The sequence below is a fragment of the Croceibacterium mercuriale genome (assembly GCF_000802385.1).
Classification (GTDB): Bacteria; Pseudomonadota; Alphaproteobacteria; order Sphingomonadales; family Sphingomonadaceae; genus Croceibacterium; species Croceibacterium mercuriale.
Genome location: NZ_JTDN01000001.1, coordinates 478,371 through 494,028, shown reverse-complemented (window position 1 = coordinate 494,028; position 15,658 = coordinate 478,371). Strand labels below are relative to the sequence as shown.

Sequence of the window (15,658 nt, the reverse complement as noted above, 5' to 3'; positions counted from 1 at the left end):
TGATTGCATGACAATTCTCAATGGTATCCGCGTGCTCGACTGCTCCATCGCCATGGCCGGCCCGCTCGCCGCCCAGCGGTTGGGCGACATGGGGGCCGACGTCGTGAAGGTCGAGCCGACCTCCGGCGAATGGCAGCGCCATGCCTCCGCCGGCGGGGCGACGGGCAACAAGATCAACGTGTCGTTCCTCTCGCTCAACCGCAACAAGCGATCGCTGGCCGTCGATCTGAAGGCGCCGGAGGGCAAGGCGCTGCTGCTGGAGCTGGTGAAGACGGCCGATGTCTTCCTGCAGAACTACCGCCCCGGCGTGGCCGAGCGGCTGGGGGTCGATTACGCCACCCTGTCGGCGATCAACCCGCGGCTGATCTACGTCTCCATGTCCGGCTATGGCGAGGACGGGCCGTATCGGCTGTATCCCGGGCAGGACCTGCTGCTGCAGGGCATGTCCGGCGCGATGTTGTCGGCCGGCGCCGAAGGGCAACCGCCGGCTCCGGCCGGGCAATATCTGGTCGATGCCGTTACCGCCTACTCCGCGTTCGAGGGTGCGCTGGCCGCGCTGTTCCACCGGGAGCGCACCGGCGAAGGCCAGCTGGTGCAGGTCAACATGCTGGACGCCATCACCACGCTGCAGATGCAGGAACTGTCGGTCTTCACCGTGGGCAACAAGCCGCAGACCCGCTCGGCCGAGGCGCATGCCCACAGCTACATCCGCGCACCCTATGGCGTGTTCGCCACCAGCGACGGCTACATCACGCTCGCCATGGCCAAGCTGGCGAAGCTGGGCGAGGTGCTGGACGATCCGTTCTTCGCCACGCTGGACGAAGAAAGTGACGGCTGGACGCAGCGCGATGCGATCTTCGGCCGGATCAAGGAACGGCTGACGACGAAGACCAGCGCCGACTGGCTCACCGCCTTCCGCGCGGCGGACATCTGGGCCGGGCCGGTCTATGGCTATGCCGATCTGGTCGACGATCCGCAGATCAGGCACAACGGCACCTTCGTGGAATATGACCATCCGACCGAAGGCCGCGTGAAGACGCCGGGCTTCCCCATCCGCTTTTCCAAGACGCCATCCGCCGTTACCCGCGGGGCACCGCTGGTGGGGGAACACAGCCATGCGGTCCTGGCCGAAATGGGGCTGGACGAGGCGGCGATCACGCAGCTGATCGAGTCCGGTGTCGTCAGACAGCACGCATGACGCCGCGCTATCACGGGCTCACCTGGGATCATCCGCGCGGCCATGCGGCGCTGGCCGCATCCGGCGGAACGCTGATCGGGTGGAACAAGCACCCGCTGGAAGGCTTCGAGTCCCGCCCCATCGCCGAACAATGCGCGCTGTACGATCTGGTCGTGCTGGACCACCCGCATGTCGGCGAGGCGGTCGCGGCAGGGTGCCTGTACCGGCTGGAGGAGCTGTTCGCCGCCGACGAGATCGCGGCGTGGCACGCGGCGGCGATCGGTCCGTCCCTTGCCAGCTACCGCTATGCCGGCGCACACTGGGCCCTGCCGCTCGACGCCGCGACGCAGGTGATGGCATGCCGCAGGGACATGGCCGAGACGCCGGAAAGCTGGGATGAGGTGATCGCGCTGGCGACCCGCGCGCCGGTCGCCCTCTCCCTCGCGGGCCCGCATGCCGCGCTCAGCTTCCAGTCGGTTGCGGGCGCGCTGTCCCCGGTGATGCGGCCGGACAACAGCTTCATGGACCGCGTCCTCGCCCGCGGAGCCTATGCGATCATGGCCCGCCTGACCGGCGATGCCACGCGGGCGGCGGCGGCAATGAACCCGATCACCATGCTGGAGGCGATGGCAACGGGCGACGGACCGGCGCTGTGCCCGCTGGTCTACGGTTATGTGAACTATTCCGCGGCCGGCACCGTACGCTACGCCGATGCCCCCTGCGGCCCCGGCGGGCGGATCGGCTCGACCCTGGGCGGCACCGGCATTGCCGTCTCCCGCCGGGCGGAGATCTCGCCGGCGCTGCTCGATCATCTGCGCTGGCTGCTGTCGGACGCGGCGCAGCGCGGTTTCATTCCGCAGCATCAGGGGCAGCCCTCGTTCCGATCCGCCTGGACCGATCCGGCGGTGGATCGGGCCGCCAATGCCTTCTACTCGGCCACGCGCGCCACGCTGGAGGCAGCGCTGGTGCGGCCACGCCACAATGGTGCCATCGCCTTCCAGACGGAGGCTTCGGCCCTGCTGCGCCAAGGCCTGCTCGACCAGACACACGCGGACACGGTGCTCGACGCGGTCGAAGCCGCCTATCGCCGCCACCATCCTGCCGGAGCCGAAACATGAGTGACGAACTGAGCTTCACCATCGCGGACCGGGTCGCCACGATCCTGATCAACCGTCCGGCCAAGCTGAACGCGATGACCCCGGCCATGGCGGATGCGCTGGTCACCGCGATCAGCGAATGCAACCAGTCGGACGCGGTGCGCGCTGTCGTGGTCACCGGCGCCGGAGAGAAGGCGTTCAGCGCCGGGTCGGACATCACCACGCTCGATGCCTATGCAACCCCGTGGGACTTCCGCAACCGGGCCGATTATTGCGACGCGCTGCGCGCCTGCCGCAAGCCGGTGATCGCGGCGATCAACGGTTATGCACTGGGTGGCGGGCTGGAGACGGCGATGGCCTGCGACATCCGCATCGCCTCCGCCAACGCCCGCTTCGCCGCGCCGGAGATCAAGCTGGGCTGGATCGGCGGCGGCGGCATGGCGGCGGGTCTGTCCTATTCGGTCGGTACCTCCAATGCGGCGATGATGCTGCTGACCGGCGACATGATCGACGCGCAGCAGGCGCTCGCCTGGGGCCTGGTCAGCGAGGTGCTGGCGCCCGAGGCGCTGCTGCCGCGCGCACAGGCGATCGCCCGCACGATTGCGTCGCGCGCGCCGATCGCGGCGGAAATCGCGAAACTCAATCTGCGTGCCGCGTTTACCATGCCATGGGACAAGGCCATCGAATATGAGCGCGAGCTGCAGGCGATCTGCTTCGCCACCGAAGATGCACAGGAAGGCCGCGCCGCCTTCGCTGAGAAGCGTGAGCCCGACTTCAGGCGACGCTGAGCGATGACCCGCCCGCGCATCCTGCTGACCCGCCGCTGGCCACAGGCGGTCGAGGACCGGCTCGCCCGCGATTACGATGTGACGCTCAACATCGCCGACCAGCCGCTCGACGCCGCTGCCCTGACCGCCGCGCTGCGCAGCCATGATGCGCTGTGTCCGACCGTGACCGACAGGCTGCCGCGTGCGGTGATTGCCGGCGGCACGGCTCGGATCATCGCCAATTACGGCGCGGGGTTCGAGCATGTCGATCTGGACGCCGCGCGCGAGGCCGGGATCGTCGTCACCAACACGCCCGACGTGCTGACCGACGCCACTGCCGACATCGCGATGCTGCTGATCCTGATGGCCACGCGCCGCGCGTCGGAGGGCGAGCGCGAGCTGCGCGCCGGCGGATGGACAGGCTGGCGCCCCACCCACATGCTGGGGCAGAGCCTGACCGGCAAGACGCTGGGCCTGATCGGCTATGGCCGCATCGCCCGCGCCACGGCCGAGCGGGCGCAGGCGTTCGGCCTGCGGATCATCTATCACAGCCGCAGCCGGGCCGACGACATGCCGGCCGACACTTATCGCGCCACGCCGCACGCGCTCGCCGCCGATGCCGATATCGTGTCGCTGCACGCGCCTGGCGGGGAGGCCACCCGGCATATGGTCGATAGCGCCTTCCTGTCCGCCATGCGGCCCGGGGCCGTGCTGGTGAACACGGCGCGCGGCACGCTGGTGGACGAGGCCGCCCTCGCCGCGGCGCTGGATGCCGGCACGATCGCCGCCGCCGGGCTCGACGTCTACGCGGCTGAGCCGGAGGTCAGCGCCGCCCTGCTGGGCTGCCGCAACGCCGTCCTGCTGCCGCATCTGGGCAGCGCGACGCTGGAGACGCGGGTGGCGATGGGCATGCGCGTGGCCGACAATCTCGATGCGTTCTTCGCCGGCGAGGAGCCGCGTGACCGGGTCGCTTGACCGGGTCGAGCAGGCCGTCGGCCGCTGGCTGGCAGGTCGCGACAGGCCGCTGATCCTGGGCCTGTGCGGCGCGCAAGGGTCGGGCAAGTCGACGCTGGCGGAAGGCTTGCAGGAGCGGATGACCGCGCGCGGGGTGCGCACCGCCATCCTGTCGCTGGACGACCTCTATCTCGACGGCCCCGCCCGCGCCGCGCTCGCCACCCGGATCCACCCGCTGCTGCGCACCCGTGGCGTGCCGCTGACCCATGACGTGCCGCGGGGCATCGCGGTAATCGACGGCATCCGTGCCGGGCAGCCGGTCACCCTGCCCCGGTTCGACAAGGCGCGGGACGAGCCTGCGCCAGATACCGGCCCGGCTGACGGCGTCGATCTGCTGATCTTCGAAGGATGGTGCGTCGGCGCCATCCCGCAGGACGAGGTTGCCCTGGCCAAGCCGATCAACCCGCTGGAGCGCGACGGCGATCCTGACGGCACATGGCGTCGCGCGGTCAATGCAGCCCTTGCCACGGACTATGCCGCACTGTTCGGCCGCATCGACCGGCTGATCCTCCTGGCCGCACCCGGCTTCGAGGTGGTCGCGGGCTGGCGCACGGAGCAGGAGGAGGCACTTCGCCGGCGGATCGCTGCCACCGGCGGCGACGCATCCGGCCTGATGGACACCGCCGCGATCGGCCGCTTCGTGCAGCATTACGAACGGCTGACCCGCCACATCCTGCACGAGATGCCCGCCCGCGCCGACCTGACGCTGCCGCTGGACGAACATCGCCGATTGCTCGGCTGAGGGGTCAGTCCCGCACCCCGGCCCGGTCCATCACGTTGCGCGCCTCCACCGACCAGTCACGATCCGGCACCAGCACATTGTCGCGCGCGACATTGCCGATCTCCGCCAGCCAGCGCCCGCCCGTGGTGCTGGAGCTGTGCCAGTTGCCGGTCGCCAGATTGTCGGTCGAGATGCGCCGCTGGTACATCTTGCCCGCGGTGTTGATGTTCAGCCACTTGCCGCGTGTCTCGATCACGTTGCCGGTCACGTCGAAATGCTTGCTGCCCTCGTCCAGGTAGATCGCGATCTTGTCGTCGATGTCGAAGATGTGGTTGCCGCGGATCACCGCGCCGGGATTGGCCGACAGATTGTAGATCGCCCCGCCATCCATGAACCAGGTCTTCACCCCATGGATGCGGTTGTTCTCCACCACCGTGTCGCGCAACGTCGTGGGCGTGGTGTAGCGGGTGTTGTGGACGTATCCCTGCTGGTTCTCGTCATAGTTCGGGTTGCCGCCGACATCGTTGTAGCCCCAGCCCCAGCCCACCGCGATCGCGTCATAGGGCGCGTCGGTGATGTCGTTATGTGCGATCCGCGCGCCGGTGATGTAGGTGGTCAGGATCGCGGCATTGTCCTTGTAGTCCTGGCTGACGGTGGCGATCGTATTGTCCTCGATCACCAGGTCGCGGTTTATCAGCGCGGGGTCCTGCGGATGGTGCGCATCCTCCCGCACGCCGCCGGCCATGATCGCGCTGCCGGACAGGACGGCGAAGTGGTTGCGTACCACCCGCACCCGCGCGGTCGCATGACCCATGCCGCTGCGGTTGGCGGTCGGATCGTTGCCGATGCCCAGACCGATCTGGCCGAGCTGCGTGAAGCGGTTGCCTTCGAACGTGACGTCGCGCGCGGCGGCGACCTGCACGGCAGCGGGCATCTGGTGCCATTTCTGGCGCATGGATTCGAACTCGACGCAGCCCCAGCCGCATTCCTGCCAGGCATCGGCCGGGCGGATCGGCGACACGTCCGACAGATAGGCGCCGCTCTGCTGGTTGGCATAGCCGGTCGGCTGCGACGGCCCGAGCCAGCTGGTATAGGAGAAGCGCAGGCCCTTGAACGAGAGCCGCTCGACCGACTGCGCCGGGGTGCCGGCGATCGACACCAGTGCATCCAGCCGGGGGATCACGACCTTCAGTTGGCGGATATCGTCATCCTGCGCGATCCGCAGGTACAGCTTGCCCGCCTCCGGGTCGATGAACCACTGATACGGATTGGCGTGCCAGTCATTGGTCCTGCCGACGAACTCCAGCGCGTTGACCAGGAACAGCCGCGAGTCTTCCGGGAAGATCGGCTTGGTGATCGTGTCGTAGCCCCAACTGTTGTTGTCCCACGCCGGCTGCTGCATCGTCACCGTGCGGCCGGAGATCGACTGCACGGGCGAATACCGGTCGGTGAAGAAGCCGGTCGCCTCCACCTCCATCCGGCCGGGCTGCGCGACCTCGGCAACCCAGGCCAGATCCGGGTTCATGATGTCGAACCCGGTGCCGGAGAACGCGACATCGCTGGCCTCGATCTCGATCCAGGGCCGCTCCGCCAGCTGGTCGTTGACCCACAGCTGCCGTGTGTCGATGCCCCGGGGCACATCGGCCACCCAGATGCGGCGTTCCTCGTCATGCAGGCGGAAGCCGGCCACTGCCAGGCCACCGGACAGCACCGGCTGCGCGCCGTCCGCCGCCCGCCATTCCACGCGGTAGGCGCCCTGCCCGCCATCGGCGCTGCGGAAATCGAGCGGGGCGGCGAGGTCGTAGGTGCCGTCCGCCAGCACCACCGTCACATCATTGCCCGCATTGGCCGCCCGCACCAGTTCCTGCGCGCGGGGCAAGGTCCTGACCGGCCGCTCGGCAGTGCCGGCGGCACGGTCGTTGCCGTCCGGCGCGACATGCACCACCACCTGCGCCGCCGCCGCGAAGGCCGAGACGGAGGCCAGCAGCGCCGCAGCGATCGCCATGCCGGCGCGCAAGCGGGGGGCGTGAAAACTCTTCATCCTGCTCCTGGATCCTCTGCTGTTATCCGCCGGTGGACAGCGGTTTGCATAAACGTATGATGTCTTATGTTTGGAGCGCATGCAAGCGCGGGATGATGGAGAGCGCATGTTTACCGAAGGAATGGCAATGGATCGACGGTCGCTGCTGCTGGCCTCCGGCGCCACGCTGATGGCGGCCGGGTGGACCGACCAGGCCGGCGCCGTGGCCGCCGGCATCTTCGAGGATGTGCGGCAGCATGGCGCGATCGGCGATGGCGTGGCGATCGACAGTCCGGCGATCAACCGCGCGATCGAGGCGGCGGCGCAGCGCGGTGGCGGCACGATCGTGGTGCCGCCGGGCCGCTATCTGTGCTTCACCATCCGCCTGCGCGACAATATCGCGCTGGTGCTGTCCGCCGGCGCGACGATCATCGCCGCCAGTCCGGAGACACATGGCGCGCATTACGACCCGCCCGAAAACTACATGGAGGAGCAGTTCCAGGATTTCGGGATCACCCATGTCCACAACAGCCTGATCGTGGGCGACGGCGTGAGCAACGTGGCGATACTGGGGCCGGGCATGCTGCACGGCATCGGCCTGGACCGCGCGGGTCCGGGCGAGCGCTGGCATGGCCGGGGGCAATGGCAATCGGCCGCCGCGCTGGGCATCACGCCCCGCGAACAGGCGCTGCAGAACCCGGAGGAGCGCGCCGCCGTCGGCCGTGCCAACAAGACGATCGGCCTGATGAACTGCCGGGGCGTGCGGTTGCAGGACTTCACCATATTGCAGGCCGGCCATTTCGCCGTGATCGCCCATGGCTGCAGCAACGTGCAGATCGACGGGCTGGTGATCGACACCGATCGCGACGGCATCGACATCGACGCCTGCCGCGACGTCCGCATCGTCAACTGCACGGTCAACGCGCCGAAGGACGATGCGATCGTGCTGAAGAGCAGCTACGCGCTGGGGCGCCCGGTGCTGTGCGAGGACATCCTGGTGACGGGCTGCAAGACCAGCGGGTACCTGATGGGCTCGCTGCTGGATGGCACCTACCGGCCATCGGACTACAATATCGAGAATATCGGACCGCTCGGCCGGATAAAGCTGGGCACCGAAACCAATGGCGGGTTCCGCAACATCCGCATCACCGACTGCATCTGCACCGCGACCCGCGGGATCCTGCTGGGGATCGTCGATGGCGGCACGCTGGAAGATGTGTCGGTGTCGAACATCACCTTGCGCGATCCGTTCAACCACCCGCTGTTCATCCACCATGCCGCCCGCATGCGCGCGCCGCGCGGCACGTCAGTGGGCGCAGTGCGGCGGGTGCAGTTCGACGGGATCAGCGTGACCGGTGCCCGGCTGCCCTACCCCTGCGGGGTCGAAGGGATCGCCGACGCGCCGGTGGAGGACGTCACCTTCCGCGACATCGACATCGTGGCCCGGGGCGGCGGCACGGCGGAAGATGCCGCGCGGGAGCCAGAGTATCGCCGGGAGACCAGCCTGGAGGTCAGCTATCTCGGCACGCTGCCCGCCGCCGGCCTGTATGCGCGGCACGCCCGGCGCCTGACCGTGCGCGGCTTCAACCTGTCGTTGGGGGCACCGGATGCGCGCCCCGCCGTCGCCCTGCGCCATGTTGCCGGCGCCAACCTCGACGCGATCACATCCCCGGCGGAGCGGGCGATGGTGGTCGATGCGCGGGACAGCACGAACGTTGCCCTGGGCCAGATCAGCACGGCCTGAACGCCGACATGCGAAGGGCGCCCCGGTCGTGGAACCGGAGCGCCCTGGGTCCGCCGGGTGGGGCCGGCGGGGGAGTCGGGATCAGAACCGGATGCGGGCGCCGGCGGAGATACGCCGGCCCGTCTGGCGGTATTCCTTCGTGCGGTCTTCCGTAACGGAGTAGATGAACTCCTTGGCGTTGTTGACGTTGATCGCATCGGCAAACACGGTGACCTGCTCCGTGATGTCGTAGGCCAGGCTGAGATCGAGCTGGCCATAGGCATCGAAGTACTCAGGCTCGCCATTGCGCCCGGAAGCGACCTGCAGGAAGTTGTCACGATAGGTGTAGGCCGCCCGGGCGGTGATCCCGTACTTCTCGTAGAAGCCGACCAGGCTGTACGAATTCTTGGACAGCCCCTCCAGCCCGAACGACACGTTGGCGACCGCGTTGGTGTAGTTGGCGTTGGAGTCGGTATAGTTGTAGCTGGTCTGCACGCCGAACCCGTCGAACGGGGCCGGCAGCCACGAGGCGAAGGACTGGCGGTAGCCGATCTCGAACCCCTTGACCGTCGCGCCCTCGCCATTGTCGGGCACGGTCACCTGGAACGTCACCTGGTCCACCACCTGCGGCGTCGTGGTCAGCGTGACGAAGCTCTCGATATCCTTGTAGAAAGCGGCGAAGTTCAGCAGCGAGTCCGGCGTGAAGTACCATTCCAGCCCGGCCTCGATCTGCTTGGCGCGGAACGGCTGCAGGTCGGGGTTGCCGCGGCGGATCGTCTCGTTGCCCGGATTGGTCTGGATCGTCTGGCGTGGCGACAGGTCGGACAGGGTCGGCCGGGTGATCACCTTGGATGCGGCGAAGCGCAGCAGCAGCTCGTCCGTCAGCGACAGGCGCAGGTTCACCGAAGGCAGCCAGTCCTGGTACTGCCCGCGGAAGCTGACCGGGATGACCGGCGACACCACCACGATGTTCTGCCCGCCCGCATTGGGGCGCGCGCTGACCACGGTGCGCGACGCGCCGGAAGAGGTGTAATCCGTATCCTCGAACCGGAGGCCGACATTGACCGCCAGCGGCATTCCGCCGATCTCGGTATCCAGCCCACCCATCAGGTAGACCGCACGCACCTTCTCATCCACCTCGGACGAGGCGGACGGAGAGAACACGGCCGGGTCGAAGGGGATGCGGTCGGTTTCGGCGAACTGGTTGATCTGCTGCACCAGCTGCAACGGATCGTAGATCAGCCAGTCGCGCAGGATGTTGCCGCCGCCGCCGGGGAAGAACCCGCGATCGGTGTTCTCGAACAGCGATGCCGGCAGGGCGCGGTTGGAATCGCAGTAGGCGCATTGCTGGGCGAACGGCGTCTCGTCGGCATTGATCGTCTTGGTGCGCCGCTGCATCAGCGCGCCGCCCGACAGGGTGAACGCGCCGCCGCCCGGGTTCCACTCGGCATCGCCGCGCAGTTCGGAGATCTCGTCGTCGATGTTCGACCCGCCGCCCCAGATGTAATAATGGGCGGTGAGGCCGTTCGGGTTGGTCGCCGCATCGGCATAGTTCGGGCTGGTGAAGCCGTAATCGTAGATCGGGCTGCCGCTGCGCCGATCCCAGAACAGGTCGACATTCTTGCGCCGGATGGTGGTGAACAGATTGTTCTCCTTGCCCCGCCGCTTCGCATTGGACAGCGATCCGTCCAGCTTGATGCGCAGGTCGTCCGTCGCCTCCCAGTCGAAATTGATGCCCAGCTGGTCGGTCGTGACGTCGCGATCGTCGTACTGGATGATCTGGTCCACGAACCCGCCGACGTAGCGCTGATACAGCGCCTCGCCGTTCTCGACCACCTGCTCCACCAGCGTGCCGCCGGCGAAGTCGTAGGCGAGGCCCGTCTGCTGCTCCACGAAGCGGGCGCTGGAATACAGGCCGTCGACCGACACGGTCAGCCGGTCGGACGGCTTGAACTGGAACGCGCCGTTCACGCCCCAGCGGGTCAGGTCGCGTTCGAAGAAGAACGGCGACAGGTTGGACGGCATCGACACGCGGCTGAACGGCGCGACGTTCGGCCCGATGCGGCCACCTGGCCGCGCCGGCACGCCCGGCCGCGCCGCCGAATTGTAGTAGCTGTCAGTGCTGGACCGCCGCACATGGCCGGCGCCGATGGTGAACTCGTCAATGCGGTTCTCCTGCTTGGAATAGACGCCGCCCAGCGCGAATGCCATCGTGCCGTCATCGTTCTTCCAGCTGCCCACGGCGGAGATTTCCGGGTTGTAGCTGTCGGCCAGTTCCGACCACATGCCGGCCGCCGATCCGGCGAAGCTGAAGCCGGAGCGCCCGTTGAGCGGCCGGATCGTGCGCACGTCGACGGTGGCACCGATCGAGGCGCCGTTGATGCTGGCCTGCGGCGACTTGTAGACATCCGCGCCCGAGATGATTTCAGACGGCAGCACGTCGAACGAGAATTCGCGGCCATTGTTGTCGGTCGCCAGGGTGCGGCCGTTCACGGTCACCGCGTTGAACTTGGGCCCGAAGCCACGGACGGTGACGAAGCGTCCTTCGCCGCGGTTACGTTCGATGGTGACGCCAGGGATGCGCTGCAGCGATTCCGCCACATTGTTGTCCGGCAGCTTGCCCAGATCTTCCGCCACGATCGAATCGACCACGACCACCGCGTTGCGCTTGATGTCGATGGCGGCGCGTTCGGCGGCACGGATGCCGGTGACGACAATCTCGCTATCGTCGACCACGGCGGCATCGGCGCCGGCTGCTTCGGACTGCCGTGCCGGCTGGATCACCTGCGCGGCTGCCACGCTACCCCAGGCCGAAGCCTGCAGCGCGGTTGCAACGAGAAGCGCGCGGCGCGCACGACCACTCACCTGTGCCATGAACTCTCCCATCCCTAACCATTATCTTGTGACGCTATCCTGCGCCCTGCTCACGCAAATGTCAAATGATGTAATACGTAGTATGTTTAGCGGACGCCCCGGATCGGGACAACGCAGATGGCGGATCCGAACACGAACAGGATCGCGGCCCAGAAGATCGTGCGGTAATCCCCGCCGCTCAGGCCCAGCAGCGTCGCGGCCATGACCGGGCTGATGATCTGCGGGATGTTCACGGCGGTGGTCAGCACCCCCAGGTCGCGGCCCTCATCGCCCAGCGCGCTCTGCGGCAGCACCTGGGTCATCAACGCGATGTCGATCGACATGAACATGCCGTAACCCACGCCGATGATTGCGGCGTAGGCCCACATGCCGGTCATGGAGGGGAACACCAGCGGCATCACCATGGCACAGCCCATGATCAGGCTGCCGGCTACCACGAAGGGCTTGCGGCGCTGGATCCGGTCGGACCACCAGCCGGAGATCAGCGCGGAGGCGACCAGCCCCACCAGCGTGATCACCGCCATGTTGGCGATGGCGATGTTGGAGGCATCGTCGCCAAGGCCGATATAGTCGCGCAAGATGTACAGCAGATAGGCGGCAACGCCCTGGTACCCCATGTAGATGGTGAACCGGCTGAGAAATGCCCAGGCGAAGTCCGGATGCTCACGCGGGCTGATCCAGAAGCCGCGGACGAACTCGCCCCACTGGATCGGCCGGCGTGGCATCGTCTCGCTCGACGGCTCGCGGTTCAGCGTCACGAAGGCGAGGCACGATACCGCGATGGCGGCGGCAAACAGGCCGTAGGCCAGCGTCGCCTGCCCGGCGAGGTATCCGGCGACCACCGTGCCGGCGGTCAGCCCTGCCGTCATGCCCGCGCCGACGATCCCCGACACGCCGCCGCGCACTTCCGGCGCGAACCGGTCGGCGATCAGGGTCGTCATCGCCGGCTGCATGGAATTGTAGGCGACGGCCGCCATCACCCACAGCACCATCAGCGACCACAGGCTGGTCATCCACGATACGCCGAACAGGGCCAGCGACCCGACCAGCGACCCGACCGCGATCCACGGCGTGCGCCGGCCCCAGCGGCTGCGGGTCCGGTCCGACAGGGCCCCGGCGATCGGCGTCGCCAAGGTCGAGAAGACGGAGGTGATCGCGAACAGCAGGGCCAGGTTGTTGGCCTTGTTGTCCGGATCCAGGATGGCGATCTGGTTGGGCAGCAGCACGCCGAGCACGCCGCTATAGAGCGCCATCAGCAGGAAGAAGTTCGCCATCAGCGAAAACTGCAGCCGCGTGCGCGCACGGCCCAGCACGTAAGCGGGCTCTGCCGCGGCGGCGGTCATGACAGCATCGGTCCGGCATCCGGCACCAGCCGCAGCCCGGCATCGCGCGGACGCTTGTGCGGCCCGCCCGCGGCGTTCCAGCTGCCTTCGCTGCGCTGCTGCGCGATTGCCGCCTCGTCCACCACGATCCCCAGCCCCGGTCGGTCACCCAGGATGATGCCGCCATCGGCGATCTCCTGGTCGATATCCAGGCCGACCGGCCAGTTGAAGTCCTGCACCTCCAGGCCGATCATGTTCGGCACCGCGGCGGCGGCGTGGGCGATGGGATTGCCGTCATAGCCGACCGGCGAAACGGGCAGGTCGCGCACATGGGCGGCGATCGCCACGCGGTTGAAATGGGTGATGCCCCACACGCTGCCGGCCTGCACCACGTCCACCGCGCCGGCATCGAACAGCGGCGCGAACTGTTCAAGGCCGGTCAGGTTTTCGCCCGTGGCCACCGCGCAGCGGGCCGCGCGGGTGATCGCCGCGTGGCCGGCCGCATCCCAGCGGCGCACCGGTTCCTCGATCCAGGTAAGATCGATGTGCGCTGCCTCGATCGCGGCGAGATGGCGGATCGCCTGCTTGCGGTTCCAGCTTTCGTTGACGTCCAGCATCAGCGCCGGCGCGGGCGAGTTGGCCGCCATGATCTCGCGCACGATGCGCAGCCGGGCGATGTCGCGCGTCAGGTCCTTGCCGCCCTTGATCTTCGCGGCATCGAAGCCACGCTCGGCCCAGCGGGCATACAGCGCGGCGAAGGCGTCATCCTCCAGCCCGTAGCACAGGCCGGAAGCGTAGCCGCGCACGAAGCGGTCGGCGGCGCCCAGCGTACGCCATAGCGGCTCGTCCGCCATCTTGGCCTTCAGGTCCCACAGTGCCATGTCGATCGCGGCGATGGCACCGTAGGTCAGGCCGGCATGGCCGCTCTTGAACACGTGGGACAGCATGCTGTCGTAGAGGACCGGCACGGCGCGGGGATCCTGGCCTTCCACCGCGGCGAAGACCCGGTCGATCTCCGCATGCTGCCCCAGGCCGATCCCCTCCAGCCCGCCATCGGTTTCCAGGATCAGCACCGGCACTTCGGTGATGCCCGAGGCGACAACCCCGTTGACGTCGCCAACCGGTCGCTGCCAATCGTGCGATGTGACCAGGCTCCTGTAGCCGGTGACCTTCATTGATGCCCCTCCTCCGACCACATCGGGTGGTCAGGCAATACGTATTACGTATTATCTTTGGCGTTGGCAAGGCGTTGACGAAGCAGCATTAGCATGGGCAGGTACCGGCAATCGCCAGCCGTCCGCACCGGGGAAGAGTCACAATCGCCATGTACGAAAAGCCTGCCGCCGATTCGCTGCGCATCCGGCGGCGCCCTCGCCTGGCCGAGGCGGTGGTCGAGGATGTGGTCAAGGCGATCGTGACCGAGACCTACCCGGCCGGCACCGCCCTGCCCCCCGAAGGAATGCTGGGCGACATGTATGGCGTCAGCCGCACGGTCGTGCGGGAGGCGACCATGGCCCTGACCGAGAAGGGGCTCGTCGTATCACAGCAGGGACGCGGCACGATCGTGCGCGAATCCAGCGGGTGGGACATGCTCGACCCCCTGATCCTGGGCGCACTGTTCCAGCGGGAGGACGGGCTGCGCTATCTCGACAATCTGTCGGAAATCCGGTCGCTGCTGGAAGGCCAGATGACCTACAAGGCGGCCGAAAGCCACACGCCGGAGCAGCTGGCCGAACTGTCGCAGCAGATGGCCAAGCTGGAAAGCCTGATCCCCCATCCGGCGGCCTATGTTCACGAGGACGTGGCGTTTCACGACATCATCATGCGCATTTCCGGCGACAAGCTGAGCAAGGCGGTGATCGACGGGCTGCAATCGGAAGCGCTGCGCAATCACGGCTATAGCGGCAGGCTGAACGAGGAGCATATCCGCGCGACCCATACGGCGCACGAGATGATCTTCGACGCCATCAGGAAGGGCAACGGCCCGGCCGCGCGCAAGGCGATGCGCGACCATATCGAAAGCTCCTGGGCCCGCCGGCGCGCGGCGCGCACCTCCGAAGACTGACGAAAGGCGCACCCATGGCGATCCGCCTGCTCGACTCCCACCTGCATTTCTGGCGGATCGGCGGGCCGGGCCAGGTCTGGCCGGATGCCGACTGGCCGCGGATCCATCGCGACTTCCTGCCCGCCGACCTGCGCGCCGAGGCGGAAGGGTACGGGCTGATCGGCGCCGTGCTGGTCCAGTCGCAGCCGGACGACCGTGACACGGACTGGATGCTGACACTGGACGACCCGCTGATCCGGGCGATCGTCACCTGGGTCGACCTGGCGGACGGCGGCGCGCCGGACCGCATCCGGCACCTGGCGGCGCAACCGCGCGTGCGCGGTGTCCGGCCCATGCTGCAGGGCATCGCCGACACCGACTGGATCCTGCAGCCTGCGCTCGATCCGGCGATCCGCGCGCTGCTCGATACCGGCCTGCGGTTCGATGCGCTGATCCAGCCGCGCCACCTGCCCGTGCTGCACCGGTTCGCCAGCCGCTGGCCCGACCTGTCCATCGTGATCGACCATGCGGCCAAGCCGGACATCGCGGCGGGCGAACTCGATCCGTGGCGCGACGGAATCGCCGCATTGGCTCAGCTGCCGAACGTCTGGTGCAAGCTGTCCGGACTGCGGACCGAACAGGCACCGGAGCAGCCGGTCGAGGCGTTGCGCCCCTATGTCGCGCACCTGCTGGCCTGTTTCGGCGAGCGGCTGATGTGGGGCAGCGACTGGCCCGTGCTTCGCCATGCCGGTGACAGCTACGGCACGTGGGTCGAAACCACGCTGGAGCTGGTTGGTCCGCAGACGCCGGATGCCCGCGATCGGCTGGTTGCCGGTGCCGCCGCTGCGTTCTACAACATTGACGTATGACGTATTATGACTTAGTTGTTTGCTGACGCA

General features: G+C 67.8%; 12 protein-coding genes. 8 read left to right on the top strand and 4 right to left on the bottom strand.

What is annotated here, in order from left to right; genetic code table 11:
- Nucleotides 1–7 precede the first annotated feature (7 nt).
- From PK98_RS02215 to PK98_RS02195, 5 genes are read left to right on the top strand one after another with little or no spacing between them, the layout of a single operon-like run.
- The gene (locus PK98_RS02215; protein ID WP_039093961.1) at nt 8–1,198 is read left to right on the top strand and encodes a CaiB/BaiF CoA transferase family protein; all 1,191 of its coding nucleotides are present in this window, start codon (nt 8–10) and stop codon (nt 1,196–1,198) included.
- Entirely contained in the window at nt 1,195–2,295 is a 1,101-nt protein-coding gene (locus PK98_RS02210) for an extracellular solute-binding protein (protein ID WP_039093959.1), read from the top strand. The genes PK98_RS02215 and PK98_RS02210 overlap by 4 nt, the downstream gene beginning before the upstream one ends.
- A complete protein-coding gene (locus tag PK98_RS02205; protein WP_039093957.1) occupies nt 2,292–3,062 on the top strand; it encodes an enoyl-CoA hydratase/isomerase family protein in 771 nt (256 codons plus the stop codon). Before PK98_RS02210 ends, PK98_RS02205 begins: the two co-directional genes overlap by 4 nt.
- A gap of 3 nt (nt 3,063–3,065) precedes the next feature.
- Nucleotides 3,066–4,016: a 2-hydroxyacid dehydrogenase gene (locus PK98_RS02200; RefSeq protein ID WP_039093955.1), complete on the top strand. Its 951-nt coding sequence runs from the start codon at nt 3,066–3,068 to the stop codon at nt 4,014–4,016.
- A complete protein-coding gene (locus tag PK98_RS02195; protein ID WP_052207918.1) occupies nt 3,973–4,797 on the top strand; it encodes a kinase in 825 nt (274 codons plus the stop codon). Before PK98_RS02200 ends, PK98_RS02195 begins: the two co-directional genes overlap by 44 nt.
- Nucleotides 4,798–4,801: 4 nt before the next feature.
- Here the strand turns inward: PK98_RS02195 and PK98_RS02190 are convergent, their stop codons facing one another.
- Nucleotides 4,802–6,817 (bottom strand): right-handed parallel beta-helix repeat-containing protein, encoded by a 2,016-nt coding sequence (locus PK98_RS02190; protein WP_039093951.1) that lies wholly within the window; start codon nt 6,815–6,817, stop codon nt 4,802–4,804.
- 79 nt (nt 6,818–6,896) lie between these two features.
- Between PK98_RS02190 and PK98_RS02185 the strand changes: the two genes are divergently transcribed.
- Entirely contained in the window at nt 6,897–8,540 is a 1,644-nt protein-coding gene (locus tag PK98_RS02185) for a rhamnogalacturonidase (protein ID WP_235425369.1), read from the top strand.
- 81 nt (nt 8,541–8,621) lie between these two features.
- Here PK98_RS02185 and PK98_RS02180 read toward each other — a convergent pair whose 3' ends face one another.
- The 3 genes from PK98_RS02180 to PK98_RS02170 form a co-directional block, all read right to left on the bottom strand.
- Complete coding sequence (locus PK98_RS02180; RefSeq protein ID WP_235425368.1) at nt 8,622–11,318, bottom strand: TonB-dependent receptor; 2,697 nt, start codon at nt 11,316–11,318, stop codon at nt 8,622–8,624.
- Nucleotides 11,319–11,479: 161 nt separating this feature from the next.
- On the bottom strand, nt 11,480–12,736 hold the full coding sequence (locus PK98_RS02175; protein ID WP_039093948.1) for an MFS transporter: 1,257 nt from the start codon (nt 12,734–12,736) through the stop codon (nt 11,480–11,482).
- Nucleotides 12,733–13,890, bottom strand: coding sequence for a mandelate racemase/muconate lactonizing enzyme family protein (locus tag PK98_RS02170; RefSeq protein WP_039093946.1), 1,158 nt, complete (start codon nt 13,888–13,890; stop codon nt 12,733–12,735). The genes PK98_RS02175 and PK98_RS02170 overlap by 4 nt, the downstream gene beginning before the upstream one ends.
- Nucleotides 13,891–14,039: 149 nt before the next feature.
- Between PK98_RS02170 and PK98_RS02165 the strand changes: the two genes are divergently transcribed.
- Both PK98_RS02165 and PK98_RS02160 read left to right on the top strand, forming a co-directional pair.
- Nucleotides 14,040–14,780, top strand: a complete 741-nt coding sequence (locus PK98_RS02165) for a FadR/GntR family transcriptional regulator (protein ID WP_039093944.1) — start codon at nt 14,040–14,042, stop codon at nt 14,778–14,780.
- Between the two features lie 14 nt (nt 14,781–14,794).
- Nucleotides 14,795–15,628: an amidohydrolase family protein gene (locus tag PK98_RS02160; RefSeq protein ID WP_235425367.1), complete on the top strand. Its 834-nt coding sequence runs from the start codon at nt 14,795–14,797 to the stop codon at nt 15,626–15,628.
- The last annotated feature ends 30 nt before the right edge of the window (nt 15,629–15,658 follow it).